General features: G+C 51.8%; 18 protein-coding genes and 2 pseudogenes. All 20 read left to right on the forward strand.

The window, feature by feature from the left end:
* Window positions 1-23 precede the first annotated feature (23 nt).
* The 20 genes and pseudogenes from DXB00_RS01830 (at window position 24) to DXB00_RS01920 (ending at window position 19317) form a co-directional block, all read left to right on the forward strand.
* Window positions 24-515, forward strand: a complete 492-nt coding sequence (locus tag DXB00_RS01830) for a PcfB family protein (protein WP_005934796.1) — start codon at window positions 24-26, stop codon at window positions 513-515.
* A pseudogene (locus tag DXB00_RS18070) lies at window positions 512-1495 on the forward strand (type IV secretory system conjugative DNA transfer family protein); the annotation flags it as partial. The gene DXB00_RS01830 and the pseudogene DXB00_RS18070, both read left to right, overlap by 4 nt.
* Window positions 1496-1555: 60 nt before the next feature.
* Window positions 1556-3442: a DUF4368 domain-containing protein gene (locus DXB00_RS18075; RefSeq protein ID WP_442861357.1), complete on the forward strand. Its 1887-nt coding sequence runs from the start codon at window positions 1556-1558 to the stop codon at window positions 3440-3442.
* Window positions 3439-3783, forward strand: a complete 345-nt coding sequence (locus DXB00_RS01840) for a TnpV protein (RefSeq protein ID WP_033119194.1) — start codon at window positions 3439-3441, stop codon at window positions 3781-3783. Before DXB00_RS18075 ends, DXB00_RS01840 begins: the two co-directional genes overlap by 4 nt.
* Window positions 3784-3918: 135 nt before the next feature.
* Window positions 3919-4749, forward strand: a complete 831-nt coding sequence (locus DXB00_RS01845; protein ID WP_025483373.1) for a TraX family protein — start codon at window positions 3919-3921, stop codon at window positions 4747-4749.
* Window positions 4750-5049: 300 nt separating this feature from the next.
* Entirely contained in the window at window positions 5050-5574 is a 525-nt protein-coding gene (locus DXB00_RS01850; protein WP_015516227.1) for a hypothetical protein, read from the forward strand.
* A gap of 127 nt (window positions 5575-5701) precedes the next feature.
* Entirely contained in the window at window positions 5702-6061 is a 360-nt protein-coding gene (locus DXB00_RS01855) for a DUF3847 domain-containing protein (RefSeq protein WP_097770909.1), read from the forward strand.
* Complete coding sequence (gene mobQ, locus DXB00_RS01860) at window positions 6027-7523, forward strand: MobQ family relaxase (RefSeq protein ID WP_119214436.1); 1497 nt, start codon at window positions 6027-6029, stop codon at window positions 7521-7523. Before DXB00_RS01855 ends, mobQ begins: the two co-directional genes overlap by 35 nt.
* On the forward strand, window positions 7520-9391 hold the full coding sequence (locus DXB00_RS01865) for an AAA family ATPase (RefSeq protein ID WP_119214437.1): 1872 nt from the start codon (window positions 7520-7522) through the stop codon (window positions 9389-9391). Before mobQ ends, DXB00_RS01865 begins: the two co-directional genes overlap by 4 nt.
* Before the next feature lie 141 nt (window positions 9392-9532).
* Window positions 9533-9691, forward strand: coding sequence for a transposon-encoded TnpW family protein (locus DXB00_RS01870; RefSeq protein ID WP_119214438.1), 159 nt, complete (start codon window positions 9533-9535; stop codon window positions 9689-9691).
* Between the two features lie 41 nt (window positions 9692-9732).
* Window positions 9733-10551, forward strand: a pseudogene (locus tag DXB00_RS01875) (VirD4-like conjugal transfer protein, CD1115 family); the annotation flags it as partial.
* A gap of 134 nt (window positions 10552-10685) precedes the next feature.
* On the forward strand, window positions 10686-10901 hold the full coding sequence (locus DXB00_RS01880) for a Maff2 family mobile element protein (protein ID WP_005934794.1): 216 nt from the start codon (window positions 10686-10688) through the stop codon (window positions 10899-10901).
* 94 nt (window positions 10902-10995) lie between these two features.
* The gene (locus tag DXB00_RS01885) at window positions 10996-11211 is read left to right on the forward strand and encodes a Maff2 family mobile element protein (RefSeq protein WP_005934794.1); all 216 of its coding nucleotides are present in this window, start codon (window positions 10996-10998) and stop codon (window positions 11209-11211) included.
* A 39-nt stretch (window positions 11212-11250) separates the two neighbouring features.
* The gene (locus tag DXB00_RS01890; RefSeq protein WP_005934793.1) at window positions 11251-12120 is read left to right on the forward strand and encodes a VirB6/TrbL-like conjugal transfer protein, CD1112 family; all 870 of its coding nucleotides are present in this window, start codon (window positions 11251-11253) and stop codon (window positions 12118-12120) included.
* Complete coding sequence (locus DXB00_RS01895) at window positions 12110-12724, forward strand: MT-A70 family methyltransferase (protein WP_084203597.1); 615 nt, start codon at window positions 12110-12112, stop codon at window positions 12722-12724. The genes DXB00_RS01890 and DXB00_RS01895 overlap by 11 nt, the downstream gene beginning before the upstream one ends.
* Window positions 12693-13073: a PrgI family protein gene (locus DXB00_RS01900; RefSeq protein ID WP_005934790.1), complete on the forward strand. Its 381-nt coding sequence runs from the start codon at window positions 12693-12695 to the stop codon at window positions 13071-13073. Before DXB00_RS01895 ends, DXB00_RS01900 begins: the two co-directional genes overlap by 32 nt.
* A 1-nt stretch (window position 13074) precedes the next feature.
* Window positions 13075-15474, forward strand: a complete 2400-nt coding sequence (locus DXB00_RS01905) for a VirB4-like conjugal transfer ATPase, CD1110 family (RefSeq protein ID WP_119214477.1) — start codon at window positions 13075-13077, stop codon at window positions 15472-15474.
* A gap of 17 nt (window positions 15475-15491) precedes the next feature.
* Window positions 15492-16085, forward strand: a complete 594-nt coding sequence (locus DXB00_RS01910; protein ID WP_119214439.1) for a nitrogen fixation protein — start codon at window positions 15492-15494, stop codon at window positions 16083-16085.
* Between the two features lie 158 nt (window positions 16086-16243).
* Window positions 16244-17113 (forward strand): DNA-methyltransferase, encoded by an 870-nt coding sequence (locus DXB00_RS01915; protein WP_442861355.1) that lies wholly within the window; start codon window positions 16244-16246, stop codon window positions 17111-17113.
* Window positions 17113-19317: a C40 family peptidase gene (locus DXB00_RS01920; protein ID WP_119214441.1), complete on the forward strand. Its 2205-nt coding sequence runs from the start codon at window positions 17113-17115 to the stop codon at window positions 19315-19317. Before DXB00_RS01915 ends, DXB00_RS01920 begins: the two co-directional genes overlap by 1 nt.
* The last annotated feature ends 14 nt before the right edge of the window (window positions 19318-19331 follow it).

The following is a 19331-nucleotide window of genomic DNA, read 5'->3' on the forward strand; positions in this document are numbered from 1 at the left end:
CAAGGAAAGGAGGTATCACTGCAATGCAGGATGAAGTCAACACCAAAGTTGTTGCAATCATGATCAAGGGCGGCAAAATCTCAGCCGAGGTGCTGAAAAAGGCACTGGACAAGTTCGTGCAGGAGATTGAGAAGGCGCAGAAGCAGATGCAGCAGCCAAAAACCTATCGCGGCAAGCAGTCCATCAAGCATCTGATGAGTCAGAACGCCGCCATCTCCAACATCGAAGTGACGGACGGCAACATCAAGTCCTTTGAGCGGACTGCCAGCAAATACGGTCTGGACTTTGCACTCAAGAAGGACGTTTCTGTTGAGCCGCCCAGCTATCTTGTCTTCTTCAAGGGACGGGACGTTGATGTAATGACCGCCGCCTTCAAGGAGTTCTCCGCAAAAACCGTCAAGCAGAAGGAACAGCCGTCCATCCGGCACAAGCTGGATCAGGAGAAAGCCCAGAGCAAGGCGCAGCACAAGGAGAAAGTCAAGGTCAAGACCAAGGATCGGGGTGTGGAGCTGTGAACAAACCCGATGTGAAGAAGCTCATTCTTCTGAACCTTCCGTATGTCTTCGCCTTCTACTTTGCGGATAAGATTGCCGCCGTGTTCCGACTTGCACCCGGCACGGCGTTCATCGACAAGCTGACAAACGGCTTTGCCGTGTTCGGCACTGCCTTCGCAAATCCGCTGCCCAGCTTTCATCCCGTTGATCTGCTCATCGGTCTGTCGGCTGGCGTGTTGCTCAAGCTGGCGGTCTACGTCAAGGGCAAAAACCGCAAGAAGTTCCGGCAGGGCGAAGAATACGGATCTGCCCGCTGGGGCAAACCGGAGGACATCAAGCCGTACATGGACCCGGAGTTCTCCAACAACGTCATTCTGACACAGACGGAGTTCCTGACCATGAACAGCCGCCCGAAGCAGCCGAAATACGCCCGCAACAAAAATATCCTTGTCATCGGCGGTTCCGGCTCAGGTAAGACACGCTTTTTCGTGAAGCCGAACCTGATGCAGATGCACAGCAGCTATGTTGTGACTGACCCGAAGGGTACGGTGCTGGTGGAGTGCGGCAAAATGCTTGAAAAGGGCGGCTATGTCATCAAGTCGCTGAACACCATCAATTTCCGGAAATCCATGCACTACAACCCTTTTAGCTACATCCGCAGCGAGAAGGACATCCTCAAGCTGGTCAATACGATCATCGTCAACACGAAGGGAGATGGCGATAAGTCCGGCGAAGATTTTTGGGTAAAGGCGGAAAAGCTCTACTACACAGCTCTCATCGGCTACATCTGGTACGAGGCACCCGACCACGAGAAAAACTTTACTACCCTGCTCGAAATGATCAATGCCTCAGAAGCCAGAGAGGACGATGAGACCTTCAAGAACCCTGTGGATGTCATGTTCGATGAGCTTGAAGCCCGCGATCCTGACCACTTTGCGGTCAAGCAATACCGCAAATACAAGCTGGCGGCTGGTGTTGTATGCTCTAAAAGACTTCTTAATCAAGCAGTTGGGAAGTCTCTTAGAACACACAACCTAAAACCGAAGAAAGGAGCGCAAGTTATGAGAAAAAACGAGAAAATCACAGCTCTGTACGAACGACTGAGCCGTGATGACTTTGGCAAAGATGATGACCAACAGCGTGAGAGCAACTCCATATCCAATCAAAAAGCAATGTTGGAGGAGTTCGCCGCACGGCAGGGGTTTACGAACATTGTCCATTTCACGGACGATGGCATTAGCGGCACTTGCTTTGACCGTCCCGGATTTCTGGCAATGATGAAAGAGGTTGAAGCCGGAAATGTGGAGTATCTGTGTATCAAGGACATGAGCCGCATGGGTCGTGACTATCTGAAAGTCGGTCAGATTATGGAAATCCTGCGTCAGCGTGGCGTGCGACTTATCGCCATCAATGACGGCGTGGATAGTGCCAGAGGTGACGATGATTTTACCCCTTTCCGCAACATTATGAACGAATACTACGCCAGAGACACCAGCCGTAAAATCCGTTCCACTTTCCAGTCCAAAGGCAAGTCCGGCAAGCACCTCACAGGCACGGTCATTTACGGCTATCTCTGGAACGAAGCCAGAGACCAATGGTTGGTTGACCCCGAAGCCGCTGATGTGGTCAAGCGCATCTTTGCCATGACGATTGAGGGCTACGGTCCGTATCAGATCGCCAGCAAGCTGAAAGAAGAAAAAATTCTCATTCCGTCCGCTTACCTTGCCCAGCACGGCGAGGGCGTGAACAAGAATAAGACTTTCAAAGATGTGTACGGCTGGGGTTCTTCCACCATCTGCAACCTTCTTGAAAAGCGTGAATATCTGGGACACACCATCAATTTCAAGACCCGAAAGCACTTCAAGGACAAGAAAAGCCATTATGTCCCGGAGGACGAATGGACGATTTTTGAGAATACGCACGAAGCTATTATTGACCAGCAGACCTTTGACCTTGTGCAGAAAATCCGTGGGAATGTCAGACGCTACCCGGACGGCTGGGGCGAAGCAGCTCCCCTCACAGGCTTGCTTTATTGTGCCGATTGCGGCGGCAAGATGTATGTCCACCGCACCAATAACGGCAAGCGCATTTCTCAATACACCTGCTCCCAATACAGCAAAGTCCCAGTTGGAAAGCTCTGCACGACACAGCACCGTATCAATGAAGATGTGGTACTGTCCCTTGTTTCCGAAATGCTCAAAGCTATTGCCGAGTATGCCAAGCATGACCGAGCCGAGTTTGTCCGTGTGGTGCAGGAAGCGCAGTCCAGCCAGCAGACGGCAGAGGTCAGAAAACAGCGCACACGCCTTGCCACAGCAAAGCAGAGAGTTTCCGAGCTGGAAGTCCTGCTCTGCAAAATCTATGAGGACAACATTTTAGGCAAGCTGTCCGACAGCAGATACGCCACTCTGGACGCTCAATACGAAAAGGAACAGTCCGAGCTTACCGCTGAAATCTCTGTTCTGGAAAAGGCTGTCAAGAGCTATGAGAAGCACGAAAAGGACGCTGACCGTTTTATCGCTCTGATTGACAAATATGAGAACTTCGACAAGCTGACCATTGCCATGCTCAACGAGTTTATCGAGAAAATCCTTGTGCATGAGCGTGACCGCAAGGGCAGTATACAGACCACACAGGAGGTTGAGATTTACTTCAATTTTGTTGGGCGTTTCGTTCCCCCGGCGTTTGGAGAAGTGGAGCTGACCCCGGAGGAATTAGAAGAAATCCGCAAGCGAGAGGAACGCAAGGACAGACTTCATCAGAACTACTTGAAGCGTAAAGCCAGCGGAGCGCAGAAGCGATACGAGGATAAAATCAAGGAGCGGAAAAAGGCAGAAATCGAAGCCAAGAAAGCCGCCATTCGTGCAGAGGACATTGCAAAGGGCGTGTTCGTCCCTGTCAGCAGCTTACCGCAGAGAGAGCCAATGAAAGGAGTACAATCAGCATGAATATCACTTACACACAGAACGGCGATTATCTTATCCCGAACATCGTTATCCGCAAGACCAAGCCCATCGGACACTACGGCAGACTTCGCAAGGCGTATCTGGAAATGCACCGCCCGATACTGTTCAATGAACTGGTGCTATCCGACAAGCTCTTTGAACATTGTGCCGAGATTGACGAAGCGGCACGAAACCGCATGGAGCTGATCGTGCGGTCACTGGCAGAGCAAAACGGTGTGACTGAGCAACTGAAAGCCGATAATCAAATGGAATGGGTGCGGCAGATGAACGCTTGCAAGGCACAGGCAGAGGAGATTGTGAAAGCAGAATTGATTTATGATTGAGTGAGGAAGTCCGGGCAGAAAACTGTTCGGACTTTTCTCATATATTCCAAAGTTGCGATAGAATTGTTCACGAGTTTTATGGTATAATTTGAATGCGAAAAATCGTAGAATTGGAAGTTGGTAGGAGGTTGCTTTATGAGCCTTGATAGGAAAATAAATCGCATTCAATTTCTCTCAGGAAATTCGCTAAAGGTTATTGCTGTACTGACAATGCTTATTGACCATCTATGTAAAATTGTGCTGCAATGGCTGCTATCAAACTACTGGGGGGCTATGGCAGATAACGGGCAAATGTCGTGGGAGAGATTCCGAGAGATAGATTATTTCATACGGTTTGATTTGCAAAGCATTGGGACGATTGCTTTTCCGCTATTCTGTTTTTTGCTGGCAGAAGGATTCCAACACACAAGAAGTAAAAAACGCTATATTGGATTGATGCTTGCATTTGCCCTTATTTCGGAAGTTCCATTTGACATAGGTTTCTTTAGTGCGTATTCACGAATGGAAGATACATTTCCGTTTTACTTGAAGTATCAAAATGTATTTTTCACCTTGTTTTTAGGCTTATTGACGTTGGTATGCCTTGAAAGATTTTCGTGTAAATCAGACCTACCGGTGGATAGAATAAAATCAGCAGTCCTGCAAGTTCTCAGTGTAGTGCTTTTTTCCGGCATTGCGGAAGGAATCCATTGTGACTACGGTATGCAGGGGATCTTATTCATATCAGCATTTTATATTTGCCGTAATCACCGAATCTATCAAGTGTTGCTGTTCCTTTTGGCTTACATGGGGACAACGGGGAATCAACCGCCTTTATGTACGCTTCTTGCCTGCTTGCTTATTCTGCTATACAACGGAAAGCGTGGTAAACTGAAGCTAAAATACTTCTTCTATGTTTTTTATCCAGCACATATCCTTGTCCTATATTTGATTCAGATAGGACTCGGAAAATACTTACTGAAATGACTAATTGCAGTTTGTCGAGAAATTAAGCCGGAGCAAACCCCTTTAGGAACTAAAGGGCGCACTTCTATACTCTCTGTCGAGAGTAGTGCGTCCTGCGGAGCTTCATTCTCCGTCAGCAGAAGAAAACTGCATGACCGAGAATGTTGCGTCACTTCGTTCCGCCAAGGTGGCTACACCCCCTTGCGCCGCTAAAGCGGCTATCCCCTGTGGACTTGCCGTCCGCAAACGGTTTTGACAAACCGTTCGCCGCCAGCAAGTTTGAAAATCAAGAATCTTAATTTGATAAAGGAGTGTGATTCTATGAAAAAGAAATTACCCATAATCCTCTTGGGTGTTATTTTGGCTTGTGTGTTGGTTTTCGGTTTCCTTTATGCAAACAATGACATTGGTAAAACCGCAAACAGTTTAGAAGCAGACATTCGCCAATCTCAAAAAATTTTGGATGATTGGATTGTTGATGGAAGCATTTCCGACACAATGGCTGCATTTATTTCTTACCCACAGGACAAGACAGACCACACTTTTTCTGTCTATGTAAATCGCCCTGGCTTGTCTTTTGGATATTTCTTCCGTGGTGGTGGAGATATAGTTGAGGTTGATGATTACATTGCAGAGTTTGTTGTTGAGGGAAATAACGAAAGGGCATTTATCTCAATGAATACCCAAAATATTGTTCGACTTGAAGTAGATGATGGCAACGGCATTCAGGTGATTGATATTGATAGTGGCAAGCCTTTCGCCATTGTCCTGCCCCTCAATGTAGGAAACATCTGTTTCTATGATACGAATGGAAATGTTGTGGAATATCTTCGCCAACAACTTTGACCAACTTCAATTTACCGAACTGAACACAACAACTGAATACCGAAAAACTGACCGTTGACTGGTCGCAATCTGCGAAAAGTTGACGGTCTTTTTTTATCCCCATTTTCAAAAAAGGAGGTCACGAAAAATGGCAAAACCGAAAAACCTTGAACAGCTCCGAGCCGAAAAGGAACAGGTCGAGACACAGCTTGCACAGGAACAGCACAAGCTGGAGCGTCTGGAGAACAGAAAGAAGTATCTGGAGAAAGGCGAGAGACAAAAGCGCACCCATCGTCTTTGCAATCTGGGCGGCACGATTGAGAGCCTTGCCCCGGAGGTCAAAGATCTCAACCGTGCCGAAATGACGGAGCTGATGGAACACATCTTTTCCCTGTCCGAAGTCCAGCGAGCCGTCCGTCACATGGCGATTACTCACACCAACCAAGCGAACAGAGAAAAGGAGTTGAAAGCCGATGGCACTATTTCATCTGAGCGTCACGCAGACTAAGCGAAGCGCAGGACAGTCCGCTATTGCTTCTGCCGCCTACCGTGCCGGGGAGCGATTGTATAGCGAGTATTACGGCGAATACAGCGACTACACCCGCAAGGGCGGCGTGATCTGCTCCGACATTCTCCTGCCGTCCCATGCACCGCCAGAATACGCAGACCGCCAGACCCTATGGAACGCCGTGGAAAAAGCCGAGCGTGGAAAGAACGCCCAGCTTGCATACAGCTTTGACATTGCCTTGCAGAATGAATTTTCCCTTGAGGAAAACATCGCTCTTGCAAGGCAATTTTTGTTGGAGAACTTTGTGAGCCGTGGCATGGTGGTTGACTTCGCCGTACACCAGCCAGACCGGGAGGACGGCGGCATACCAAACCCGCATTTTCATGTGCTTTGCCCTATCCGCCCCATCGAGCAGAACGGCAAATGGGGACTAAAGCAACGCCGGGTGTATGAGCTGGACGAGGACGGCAACCGTATCCGGGACCAGAACGGAGAGTTTGTTTTCAACGCCGTTCCCACTACCGACTGGGGCAGTCCCGAAACGCTGGAACATTGGCGTGAAGCATGGGCGGAGATGTGCAATGCCAAGTTTGCGGAAAAAGGTATTGATGTTCGTATCGACCACCGCAGCTATGAACGGCAAGGCGTGGATTTACTTCCCACTATCCATGAAGGCGCAACCGTCCGGGCAATGGAGAAGAAAGGCATACGCACCGAGAAGGGCGAGTTCAACCGCTGGATCAAGGCAACCAATGCCGTTATCCGGGACATCAAGAAGAAAATCGCTCTCCTGTTCGATTGGATTGCCGAAGCAAAAGCAGAGCTTGCCAAGCCGCAGGCACCCGACCTTGTTTCTCTGCTGAACGCCTATTACACCCAGCGCAGAGCCGGGGCGTATTCGCAGAAAGGCAAGGTCAGCAATCTAAAGGAGATGAACGAGACTTTCAATTATCTCCGGGCAAACGGCATTTACTCCCTTGAAGATTTGGAAAGCCGTGTCAGCGAACACAGTGCTGCCACAGAGAGCTTGAAGAAAACGCTGGACGAACAGACCGCCCGAATGAAAGCAATTAAGCAGCTCTATGACAGCTCCGCTGCTTTCCAGAGCTTGAAGCCTGTCTATGACGGCTTGCAGAAAATCAAGTTTGAGAAGCCCAGAGCCAAGTACAAGGCAGAGCATGAAGCGGAACTGAAACAGTTCTACGCCGCCAGACGCAAGCTGACCGGAGAGTTCCCGGACGGCAAGGTGGATATGAAAAAGCTGACCGAAGAGTATGACGAGCTGGAACAGGCGCACAACACCACCTACGGCGAGTTTAAGACCGTCAGAGACGATTTACACCGCCTTTGGAAGGTCAAGTCATGCGTAGATACTGCCGCCCGATTTAACGAGCGCACAGAGGAACAAAAGCTCCAAAATCGACCCCAAACACGACAGAAAAAGGAGGAACTATCCCGATGAATTACACCCAAGCACAGATTGACCGGGCAAACGCCGTCAGTCTGGAAGATTTTCTCCGCACACAGGGAGAGACACTTATCAAAAGCGGACGAGAATACCGCTGGAAAGAACATGACAGCCTGACCGTCCGGGGAAACAAGTGGTTTCGACACAGCCAGAGCAAGGGCGGCTATCCCATTGATTTTGTCATGGAGTTTTACGGCAAGTCCTTTCCCGAAGCTGTCCAGCTCCTGACCGGCGAAAGCGGCGAAGGACAGACCGAAGCCACCACAGCACCGCCCACAGCGTTCCACTTGCCCTTGCACAACCGAACAGCCGACAGAGCAATTCAATATCTTTGCGAAAGCCGAGGTCTCAACCCGAAACTGGTTGAGGATTTTCTTCTTTCCGGGGACATTTACGAGGACGCAAAGCGGCACAATGTTGTCTTTGTTGGCAGAGACCGAAGCGGTACGCCGAGATACGCCCATGTGCGAGGAACGGCAGACCCATTCAGACAGGATATTACCGGGTCTGACAAGTCCTATCCGTTCCGCTATGAGGGAAACGGCAACCAGCTTTTTGTTTTTGAAGCGCCGATTGACCTTTTGTCCTTTATCTGCCTTTATCCGCAGGATTGGCAGACAAGAAATTATCTTGCCCTGGGCGGCGTTTCGGGCAAAGCCCTTGACCGTTTTCTTTCTGAACGCAAGGACACCCGAAAAGTATTCCTCTGCCTTGACAGCGACACCGCAGGAAGTGAAGCCTGCTTCCGACTGGCGCAGGACATTCCCGGCGAGATCGCCGTCATTCGCCTTGTCCCGGCAAGGAAAGACTGGAACGATGTTCTCCGTCAGCAAGGGGACATTCCGAGCCGCAAATTCATAGCCGAGACAATCACGCTGCGAGAGCTGCCCACCGCCCAGCCTGTCCCAATGCTCCGTATGGCTGATGTGGAGCTGACGAGCGTGGAATGGCTATGGTTTCCCTATATCCCATTTGGAAAGCTGACAATTATCCAGGGCAATCCCGGCGAGGGCAAGACCTACTTTGCCATGCGCCTTGCGGCGGCTTGCACCAATCGAAAGCCTTTGCCCGGTATGGAGACACTTGAACCTTTCAATATCATCTATCAGACCGCCGAGGACGGTCTGGGCGATACCGTTAAGCCCCGGCTGATGGAAGCGGACGCAGACCTTGAAAGAGTACTTGTCATTGACGATAGAGACACGCCGCTGACCCTTGCCGATGAGCGCATAGCAAGGGCAATCCGTGAGAACAGCGCAAGGCTGGTTATCATCGATCCGGTACAGGCGTTTCTGGGCGCAGATGTGGACATGAACCGGGCAAATGAAGTCCGTCCCATCTTCCGCAGTCTGGGAGACATTGCACAGGCTACCGGGTGCGCTATCGTGCTGATCGGACACCTCAACAAAGCCGCAGGAACGCAAAGCACCTACCGGGGATTGGGGTCTATCGACATTACGGCGGCAGTCCGCAGCCTACTCTTTATCGGCAAGCTGAAAGACAGCCCCACAACAAGGGTACTTATCCATGAGAAAAGCTCCCTTGCGCCGCCCGGACAGTCCCTTGCCTTTTCTCTGGGAGATGAGAAAGGCTTTGAATGGATAGGAGCTTATGACATTACCGCTGACGAGCTTCTTGCTGGGACGGACACCGGCAAGACCGAGAGCAAGACCGCACAGGCAGAAATGCTGATACTGGAACTGCTGGCAGACGGAAAGAAAATGCCGAGTGCAGAGCTGGAAAAAGCGGTCAATGACAGGGGCATATCCTCACGCACGATGAGGACAGCTAAAAGCCGTATTGGAGACAGGCTTGTGACCGAGAAAGACGGCACAGCATGGGTCTGCTATCTCCGAAGCTGACGCAGGAACACGGCAAGCATGGCAAAGACGGCAAGGTTTTTATAGATACCTTAATGTTGCCGCCTTGCCTTGTTCCCTCATACCGACACCGCCCGATGATGAACAGTCACCGGGCATTTTTCATTTACAGGAGGATTTTGAATGAACAATACCGCAACCAACAGCACCACTTGCCCGACTGTCAGAAAGCAGATTGGCAAGACCACCTATATCGTCCGTGTCCATTTCAGCCAGACCGCCAAGGAGACGATGGAGGACAAAATCAAGCGTATGCTCCGTGAAGAAGTCCGCAAAATGTGACTTCTTTTTGAATTTGATGAAAAAGTCCTTGACTTTTCGTCTCTGGCAAAACCGCCAAGTCGATTTTGATTTCCTGCGGTGCAAGGCTTGCGCCCTTCGACATTGCAGAGCTGCGGGAGCTGATGAGCTACGATGAGATGGAACTGGACACCATCGGAGACCGGAAGACGGCGCTGTTCGTCATCATTTCCGACACCGATGACACCTTCAATTTCGTCGTGGCGATCATGTATTCCCAGCTCTTCAACCTTCTCTGCGACAAAGCAGATGACGTTTACAACGGACGGCTTCCCGTCCATGTGCGCTGTCTGCTCGACGAGTTTGCGAACATCGGTCAAATCCCGAAGTTTGATAAGCTCATCGCAACCATACGAAGCCGGGAAATCTCGGCGTCAATCATCTTGCAGTCCCAGTCTCAGCTCAAGACCATCTACAAGGATGCGGCGGACACCATCACGGGCAACTGCGACTGCACTCTTTTCCTCGGCGGCAAGGAGAAATCCACCCTCAAGGAAATCAGCGAGGTGCTGGGTAAAGAGACAATCGACCTTTACAACACCTCAGAAACCCGTTCCAACAACAACTCTTATGGCTTGAACTATCAGAAGACCGGCAAGGAACTGATGTCTCAGGACGAGATCGCCGTCATGGACGGAGCTAAGTGTATTTTGCAGCTTCGAGGCGTGAGACCTTTTCTCAGTAACAAATACGACATCACGAAGCATCCCAAATACCGGCAGCTCTCCGACTATGACAAGCGGAATGCCTTTGACATCGAAAAATACCGGCAGCATAAGCTGGTGGTCAAGCCCGATGACACATTCGACCTCTATGATATGGGCGAGGTCGATGCAGATTAAAGCCCCGTCGCTGCACTGCGCAGTGGGTAAAGCCTGATGGCTCATCCCAAAGCAGAACAGCGACGGGGCTTCTTTTTTTATGCCCATTTTCAAAAATACACAACCAATCTTTTTCAAATCAAGGAGGAAAATCTATGGCTTTCATCAATCAGGCTGTCACGGTTCTTCAGACGCTCGTTATCGCCCTCGGCGCAGGTCTCGCAGTGTGGGGTGTTGTCAACCTCATGGAAGGCTACGGCAACGACAACCCCGGCGCTAAGTCTCAGGGCATCAAGCAGCTCATGGCTGGCGGTGGTGTGGTGCTGATCGGCACGACCCTCATCCCTCTGCTCTCCGGTCTGTTCGGTTAATCCGGCAGCCGCGCAGAAGTAACCATCGGGGCGGGTGCTGGAAAAGGCACTCGCCCTTCACAATTCATCAACGATTTAAGGAGGAAATTCAAGTATGGCATTTATCAATCAGGCAGTTACGGTTCTCCAGACGCTTGTTATCGCCCTCGGCGCAGGTCTTGCGGTGTGGGGTGTTGTCAACCTCATGGAAGGCTACGGCAACGACAACCCCGGCGCTAAGTCTCAGGGCATCAAGCAGCTCATGGCTGGCGGCGGTGTGGTGCTGATCGGCACGACCCTCATCCCCCTGCTCTCCGGTTTGTTCGGCTAATCCACGGCAAGCCCAGCTTAACCGAAGGGTGGTGAAATATTGGGCAGCATTTTAGAAAAGATCGAACAAGCTCTCAAGGATATGCTGATCGGATGGATCGAGAGCAACCTGACCAATATGTTCACCGATGTCAACGAGAAGGTAGGAACGATTGCCGCCGAAGTTGGGCAAACACCGTCCGGCTGGAACGGCGGCGTGTACCAGATGATCCGGGGACTATCCGAAAACGTGATAGTCCCCATCGCTGGTATCATCATCACCTTCGTTTTGTGCTACGAGCTGATTTCTATGATCACCGAGAAAAACAACCTTCACGACATGGACACATGGATGTTCTTCAAGTGGTTTTTCAAGGCGGCTGTGGCGATCTATCTCGTAACACACACGTTTGACATCGTGATGGCAGTATTCGACATCGGGCAGAATGTAGTTTCCGGTGCAGCAGGAGTAATCCACGGCAACACGAGCATTGACATTGACGCGACGATTGCGCAGATGCGTACCGGCATGGAGAACATGGGCGTCGGAGAACTGCTCGGACTGTCGATAGAAACGCTCCTGATCAGCCTGTGCCTCAAAATCATGGCAATCCTCATTACGGTCATCCTCTACGGGCGCATGATTGAGATTTACTGCACCGTGAGTATTGCGCCTATTCCCATCGCAACCATGAGCAACCGCGAATGGGGCAGCATCGGCACGAACTATCTGAAAGGCTTGTTCGCTCTGGCATTTCAGGGCTTTCTCATCATGGTCTGCGTCGGCATCTATGCGGTGCTGATTAACGGCATGATCATCGCAGACAACATTCATTCGGCTCTGTTCTCTGTGGCAGCGTATACGGTCATTCTATGCTTCTCGCTGTTCAAGACCGGAAGCCTCGCAAAATCCATTTTCCATGCGCACTAAGGAGGTCGGCAGCATGAAGAAGTACAGCATCATCTACGCCGATCCCCCTTGGGCGTATCGGACTTACTCCAAGAAGGGACAGGGACGATCGGCGGAAAGCCACTACCCGACAATGTGCATTGAAGACATCAAGGCACTTCCTGTCGGTGAGCTTGCCGCTAAGGACTGCGCTCTGTTTCTCTGGATCACGTTTCCGTGCCTCTGTGAAGCACTCGAAGTGTTGACGGCATGGGGCTTTTCTTATAAGACCGTGGCTTTTGTATGGGTGAAGCAAAACCGCAAGAACGATGACCTCTTCACCGGCATGGGGTATTGGACAAGGGCAAACGCGGAAATCTGCATCCTTGCCACGAAGGGACACCCGAAGCGAGTTGACGCCGGTGTGCGTCAGGTCATCCTCAGCCACATCGAAGAGCATTCCAAAAAGCCGGATGAAGCGAGGGAACGCATTGTTCGGCTCATGGGAGACCTTCCCCGCGTAGAGCTTTTTGCCCGTCAGTCTCCCGAAGGCTGGGACGTTTGGGGCAACGAAGTCGAATGCAGCATTACTCTTGGAAAGGAGGAAACAGTCAATGGCATTTGTTCCGGTCCCGAAGGATCTTAACCGCGTCAAAACGAAGGTCATGTTCAACCTGACCAAGCGGCAGCTCATTTGTTTTTCCATCGCTGCGGCAGTCGGCGTTCCGATCTTCTTTCTGGCGAAGGCGCATCTCGACTTGTCTACGGCGGCAATGCTGATGGTGGTCATCATGCTCCCGTTCATCTTCTTCGCGCTTTACGAGAAGGACGGACAGCCCGCCGAAAAGTATCTGTACCACATCGTACAGTCCATGTTCATCCGGGACAAGGTGCGTCCCTATCGCACAAACAATCTCTATGCTGAAATTCAGCAGAAAATCAAAGAACAGGAGGAATTGCAGCTTGAACAACAGCACAGCAAAGGCAAAGCCTAAGATGACGGTCAAAAACGGCGTCGTTTACGGCGATGCCCTTTCCGCTCAGGAAAAGAAGCGGCTCGTCATGCAGAAGAAAAAGGACAGGAAGGCAAAGAAAGTCCGCAAGTCCGCCCAGCAGACCATTCCCTATGTGGAGATGAGCCGCGACGGTATCTGCAAGGTAAACAGCCGCCTCTACACGAAGTCCATCGCCTTTGAGGACATCAACTACCAGCTTGCGCAGAACGAGGACAAAACTGCCATCTTTGAGAACTGGTGCAACTTTCTGAACTACTTTGACAGCTCGATTTTCGTTCAGCTCTCCTTCATCAATCAGAAGGCAAGCCTCAATGAGTTCCGCAAGCGCATCAACATTCCGGCACAGGAGGACGCCTTCAACGACATCCGCTCCGAGTATTCCGGAATGCTGCAAAGCCAGCTCACCAAGGGCAACAACGGACTGGTCAAGAAGAAGTACATCACCTTCGGCATTGAGGCAGACTCCCTCCGCACGGCAAAGCCGAAGCTCGAACGCATTGAAACCGACATTCTCAACAACTTCAAAACCCTCGGCGTGAGGACGGAGCCGCTGTCCGGCTACGAGCGGCTGAAAGTGTTTCATGATGTGTTCAACATGGACACCAATGAGCCGTTCCGCTTTTCCTTTGACATGGTTGCCCGGACGGGACTCAGCACGAAGGACTTCATCGCGCCCACTTCCTTTGACTTCCGTGAAGGCAAGTGCTTCAAGATGGGCAGAACCATCGGCGCGGTGAGCTTCCTGCAAATCCTCGCGCCGGAACTCAATGACCGTATGCTTGCCGACTTCCTTGAGATGGACAGCAACATCACGGTCAATTTTCATATCCGGACGATTGACCAGGCGAAGGCAATCAAGAGCATCAAGTCGAAGATCACCGACCTCGACAAAATGAAGATCGAGGAACAGAAAAAAGCAGTCCGCTCCGGCTACGACATGGACATCATCCCGTCCGATCTCGCTACCTTCGGCGGTGAGGCAAAGCGTCTGTTGCAGGATCTCCAGACCCGCAATGAGAGACTGTTCCTTGTGACTATCCTCATCATGAACACGGCATCCAATCGCCAGAAGCTCGAAAACGCGGTATTCCAAACCGCTGCCATTGCCCAAAAGTATAACTGTGCGCTCAAGCGTCTTGACTTCCAGCAGGAAGAGGGGCTGATGTCTTCTCTGCCTATCGGCGTCAATCAGGTGGAAATTGAACGCGGACTGACCACTTCCAGCACGGCGGTTTTCGTGCCGTTCACCACGCAGGAGCTTTTTCAGGGCGGCGAAGCTCTCTACTACGGGCTGAACGCGCTGTCCAACAACATGATCATGGTTGACCGCAAGCGGCTCAAGAACCCCAACGGGCTGATCCTGGGTACACCCGGTTCCGGTAAGTCCTTCTCCGCCAAGCGCGAAATGACGAACGCCTTCCTCATCACTGAGGATGACATCATCGTCTGCGACCCCGAAGCCGAGTATTTCCCCCTTGTGCAGAAGCTCGGCGGTCAGGTCATCCGCATCTCGCCGGTCAGCACGGATTACATCAATCCGCTGGACATCAACACGAACTACTCCGAAGAGGAAAACCCGCTGACGCTGAAATCCGACTTCATTCTCTCCATGTGTGAGCTGATTGTCGGCGGCAAGGACGGCTTGCAGCCAGTTGAGAAGACCATCATTGACCGCAGCGTCCGCATGGTCTATCAGGAGTTTCTTGCAGACCCAAAACCGGAGAAAATGCCGATCCTCGAAGACCTCTACAACATTCTGAGAAATCAGAAGGAGCCGGAGGCACAGCGCATTGCAACTGCCCTTGAAATTTATGTTCACGGCTCTCTGAACGTCTTCAATCACAGAACGAATGTGGATGTCAACAACCGCTTCGTCTGCTATGACATCCGCGAACTCGGCAAGCAGCTCAAAAAGCTCGGTATGCTGATTGTGCAGGATCAGGTGTGGAACAGAGTTACCATCAACCGCGCCCAGCACAAGGCAACGCGCTACTACATGGACGAGTTCCACCTTTTGCTGAAAGAGGAACAGACCGCCGCGTACAGCGTGGAAATCTGGAAGCGTTTCAGAAAATGGGGCGGCATCCCGACCGGAATCACGCAGAACGTCAAGGATCTTCTTGCCTCCCGCGAGGTGGAGAACATTTTTGAAAACTCGGATTTTGTCTACCTTCTGAATCAGGCATCCGGCGACCGGCAGATTCTCTCGAAGGCGCTGAACATCTCGCCCAGCCAGCAGAACTACATCACCAACTCCAACGCCGGTGAGGGGCTGATCTTCTACGGCTCGACCATCGTTCCCTTCAAGGACGATTTCCCGAAGGACACCCAGCTCTACCGCATCATGACCACCCGCTTAGAAGAAATCGTACAGAACTGATAGGAGGATTTTTGAATATGAACAACAAGATGATTACCATTCCCTATGCGGACGCTATCGAATACGGAGAGAACACCTCCGCGCTGTTTAAGGCTCTGTGGGAGCTGACCGATCTGCTCCGACTGGAAAGCGACCTCAAGAAGCATCACCGCGCCTACCTCCATGTGAGGGAGGACATCGACGAAAAGGTCAAGGAAGCGCGTCAGATTATGACCAAAGTAGCCGTGGATATGATCGGCTTTTACTTCAATGTTGATGTTTCTGAGTGCAGCAACAACGATGAGAATACCCCTTTCGCTGACGCGGGTGAAGATGAAACCGTTTCTATCCCCAAGGGCAAGTATGAGCTGATGATCGACGATCTGCTCACCATGTCCGAAATCATCCAGTGCGTCGCAGATATGCGCACGCAGGATGTGAAGGCAATCCGTGAGTTCGGCAAGTTCGTCCCTGCCTTTGCCGCCTTTGAGAAGAACCGGCTGAGCCTCTATCGTGAGGCGGCGAAGGAAGCCGAGGAAATCTTCGACCGTTGGGCGGACGAGATTGACGATCTCGACGAGGACTTCATGGAAGACGAGGACTACGAGCCGGACGAGTATTACTCCGATTGATGCCCATTGAAATGTTATCGGGTTTTACAGCCAACATTTCAACGGGAACGCAAATCCAACAGAACAGGAGGTAAACCACCATACAACTTGACATCATTCATACCGGCGATTGCCTTGAAATCCTGAAAACCCTGCCCGATGACAGCGTTCATTGCTGTGTGACGTCCCCTCCGTATTACGCGCTCCGCGATTACGGCATGGATGCGCAGATCGGCAGAGAGACAACGCCGAAGGAATATATCTCGCGCCTGACGGAAGTGTTTACCGAAGTCAGGCGCGTTTTGCGTCCGGATGGAACGCTCTGGCTGAACATCTCGGACACCTACGCCGGAAAGGGCAATCAGGGAGACTTCATTGACCCGAAGAACCCCTGCGGCAGAAACGGTCAGGCTGTGGCTCTCAACAACAAGGTTGAGGGCTGCAAGCCGAAGGATATGATCGGCATTCCGTGGATGCTGGCTTTTGCCCTCCGCGATACCGGCTGGTATCTGCGCAACGACATCATCTGGATGAAGGATAACCCCATGCCGGAGAGCGTGAAAGACCGCCTATCCCGCTGCTATGAGCATATCTTTCTGTTCTCCAAGTCCAAGAAGTATTTCTTTGACTACAAGGCAATCTCCGAGCCGATTGCCCCCGCAACGGCAGAACGCCTCAAGCGCGGCATGAAGGGCGGAAACAAATACGGCAAGCCCGTTCCCGGTCAGCCTCAGCCGCAGTCCATCAACCGCCCGCGTGAGCATGGCGCGATCAAGGACGCAGACATCAATCCGGTCCGCAACAAGCGCGATGTCTGGAAGATCAACACCGTCCCCTTCAAGGGCGGTCACTATGCCGCCTACCCTCCAAAGCTGGTTGAAACCTGTCTTCTCGCCGGTTGTCCAGAAGGCGGCATTGTGCTTGACCCGTTCATGGGAAGCGGCACAACCGGCATGGTTGCCTCACAGATGGGGCGTCATTTCGTGGGCATAGAGCTGAACCCTGAATACACCGAGCTTGCCTACAAGCGGATTGGAGGTGAAATCTGATGTCCAAGGAACCGGAACTCAAAGCCCGCGACAAGGTTGTTCTGCGGATGACGCGAGAGGGCGCGGTCGAGGAAAACCTGACGGCTGGCACCGAGCAGCGTGTGTCAAAACGTCCGGAAGATGTGGAGCTGGTGAAGCCCAGTGAGACAGTCGAGCCTTCCGAAGCTCTTTCCCCAGAGGAACAGAAAAAGGTGCAGATGCGCCGTCAGCAGCGTCAGTTTCGGGCGGAACACGCCGAGGATAACGACACACAGCCGCCCTCGGAAACGTCCGTCACAGAAGAGAAAAGGGCAGAAAATCCACCCCAGAATGTACCTGAACCGCTGCCCTCGGAAACGCCGTTCAAGCCTCCAACTTTAGAGCAGCACAGCGTTTCTTCTCATACCGGCACGGTGATTGCTGAAACGGTTGTCACGCACAAGCTGCGCAAGACCTCTGCGGTTGAAGCCGTTGACGCGGATGCCGTTCTCTCCCAAGCGGCGGAGACTGCTTCCGCAAAGCCGATCATCGACGATGCCGTCCCGCCCACGAAGCGGATGCAGAAGCTCGAAAGGAAGTCAGAGAAGGCACATGAGCGTCTGGACGCTGCCCGCGAGAAGCTGCCCACGCACAAGGTTCTCAAGAAAGAGCGTGTTTTTGATGAGGAAACCGGCAAGGGCAAAACCCGCCTTCATTTTGAGGATGAGCTGAAAAAGCCCAAGAGCAAAGGCAAGCTGCAATTTGAAGCAGATAAAACCGTCCGTAAGGTCGGTGACACCCTCGCTTCCGGCATTCACGGCAAAATCCATGAGGTCGAACAGGAAAACACGGCGGTTGAGGCGGCGCATAAAACGGAGATCGCCGCTGAGACTGCCGCTCGGCATTTCCGTCATCATCGGGAAAGCAGCGTCAACAAGCCCTACGAGAAGGTCTCCAAGCTGGAACACAAGGCGGATGCTGCGGATGCGAAGCTCCAATATGAAAGAAATCAGCAGGAGCATCCTGAGATGAAGAAGCAGAACATGAACAAGCACTATCAGAAGCAGAGCATCAAGAAGGAATATGCCGCCGCTCGAAATGCCGGTTCTCAGACTGCCGGGACTGCTACAAAAAGCACCGGCAAGAAGCTCGGTGAGAAGGCGTCCGACAAGATCAAGGAGTTCTTTGAGAAGAACAAGAAGGTCTTCATCTGGATCGGCGTCGGAATTGCCCTTCTCGTTTTGCTCGGTGCCGGAATCAGCTCGTGTTCGATGCTTACTTCTACCGGCTCGACGGTTATCGCTTCCTCCTATCTCAGCGAGGATGATGCGATGCTGGGCGCAGAAGCGCAGTATTGCCAAATGGAGCAGGAGCTGCAACGCTATCTCGACACCTACGAAAGCACTCACAACTACGATGAATACCACTTCGATCTGGATGATATTGAGCATGACCCCTATGTGCTGATCTCCATTCTCTCGGCTCTCCATGAGGGCGAGTTCACGCTGGATGAGGTGCAGGGTACGCTCCAAATGCTGTTTGAAAAGCAGTACATCCTCACCGAAGAGGTTATCGTCGAAACCAGATACCGCACGGAAACCGACACATGGACGGACGCAGACGGCAACACGCACACGGAAACCTATCGCGTCCCGTATGACTACTACATCTGCAACGTGAAGCTCGAAAACTTCAATCTCTCCCACGTCCCGGTCTACATCATGTCTCAGGAACAGCTTTCCATGTACGCAACGTATATGTCGGTGCTGGGCAACCGCGAGGATCTGTTCGGAGACTCTCCCTATGTGGACAAGTACATCACCAATCCTCCCGCCGACTACGATGTCAACCCGGAATACCTGAACGACGAGAAGTTTGCAGCGCTGATTACCGAGGCGGAAAAGTATCTCGGCTATCCGTATGTGTGGGGCGGCTCCAATCCCGACACGTCCTTCGACTGCTCCGGCTTTGTCAGCTATGTTCTCACGAACAGCGGTCTTGTGAACACCGGGCGGCTGGGCGCACAGGGGCTTTACAACGTCTGTACGCCGGTTTCAAAGGCGAATGCACAGCCCGGTGATCTTATCTTTTTCGTCGGGACGTATGACACCCCCGGCGTGTCTCACGTCGGCATCTACGTTGGTGATGGGGTCATGATCCACTGCGGCGATCCCATTCAGTACACATCTATCAACTCTTCCTATTGGCAGCAGCATTTCTACGCCTTCGGAAGACCCGCCTATTAAAAGAAAGGAGTTTT

The organism is Butyricicoccus sp. OF10-2 (genome assembly GCF_003481925.1).
GTDB lineage: Bacteria > Bacillota > Clostridia > Oscillospirales > Butyricicoccaceae > Agathobaculum > Agathobaculum butyriciproducens.

Coding starts and splice junctions, on each gene's coding strand:
- DXB00_RS01830 (WP_005934796.1), top strand. CDS start 24: ATGCAGGATGAAGTCAACACCAAAGTTGTTGCAATCATGATCAAGGGC.
- DXB00_RS18075 (WP_442861357.1), top strand. CDS start 1,556: ATGAGAAAAAACGAGAAAATCACAGCTCTGTACGAACGACTGAGCCGT.
- DXB00_RS01840 (WP_033119194.1), top strand. CDS start 3,439: ATGAATATCACTTACACACAGAACGGCGATTATCTTATCCCGAACATC.
- DXB00_RS01845 (WP_025483373.1), top strand. CDS start 3,919: ATGAGCCTTGATAGGAAAATAAATCGCATTCAATTTCTCTCAGGAAAT.
- DXB00_RS01850 (WP_015516227.1), top strand. CDS start 5,050: ATGAAAAAGAAATTACCCATAATCCTCTTGGGTGTTATTTTGGCTTGT.
- DXB00_RS01855 (WP_097770909.1), top strand. CDS start 5,702: ATGGCAAAACCGAAAAACCTTGAACAGCTCCGAGCCGAAAAGGAACAG.
- mobQ (WP_119214436.1), top strand. CDS start 6,027: ATGGCACTATTTCATCTGAGCGTCACGCAGACTAAGCGAAGCGCAGGA.
- DXB00_RS01865 (WP_119214437.1), top strand. CDS start 7,520: ATGAATTACACCCAAGCACAGATTGACCGGGCAAACGCCGTCAGTCTG.
- DXB00_RS01870 (WP_119214438.1), top strand. CDS start 9,533: ATGAACAATACCGCAACCAACAGCACCACTTGCCCGACTGTCAGAAAG.
- DXB00_RS01880 (WP_005934794.1), top strand. CDS start 10,686: ATGGCTTTCATCAATCAGGCTGTCACGGTTCTTCAGACGCTCGTTATC.
- DXB00_RS01885 (WP_005934794.1), top strand. CDS start 10,996: ATGGCATTTATCAATCAGGCAGTTACGGTTCTCCAGACGCTTGTTATC.
- DXB00_RS01895 (WP_084203597.1), top strand. CDS start 12,110: ATGCGCACTAAGGAGGTCGGCAGCATGAAGAAGTACAGCATCATCTAC.
- DXB00_RS01900 (WP_005934790.1), top strand. CDS start 12,693: ATGGCATTTGTTCCGGTCCCGAAGGATCTTAACCGCGTCAAAACGAAG.
- DXB00_RS01905 (WP_119214477.1), top strand. CDS start 13,075: ATGACGGTCAAAAACGGCGTCGTTTACGGCGATGCCCTTTCCGCTCAG.
- DXB00_RS01910 (WP_119214439.1), top strand. CDS start 15,492: ATGAACAACAAGATGATTACCATTCCCTATGCGGACGCTATCGAATAC.
- DXB00_RS01920 (WP_119214441.1), top strand. CDS start 17,113: ATGTCCAAGGAACCGGAACTCAAAGCCCGCGACAAGGTTGTTCTGCGG.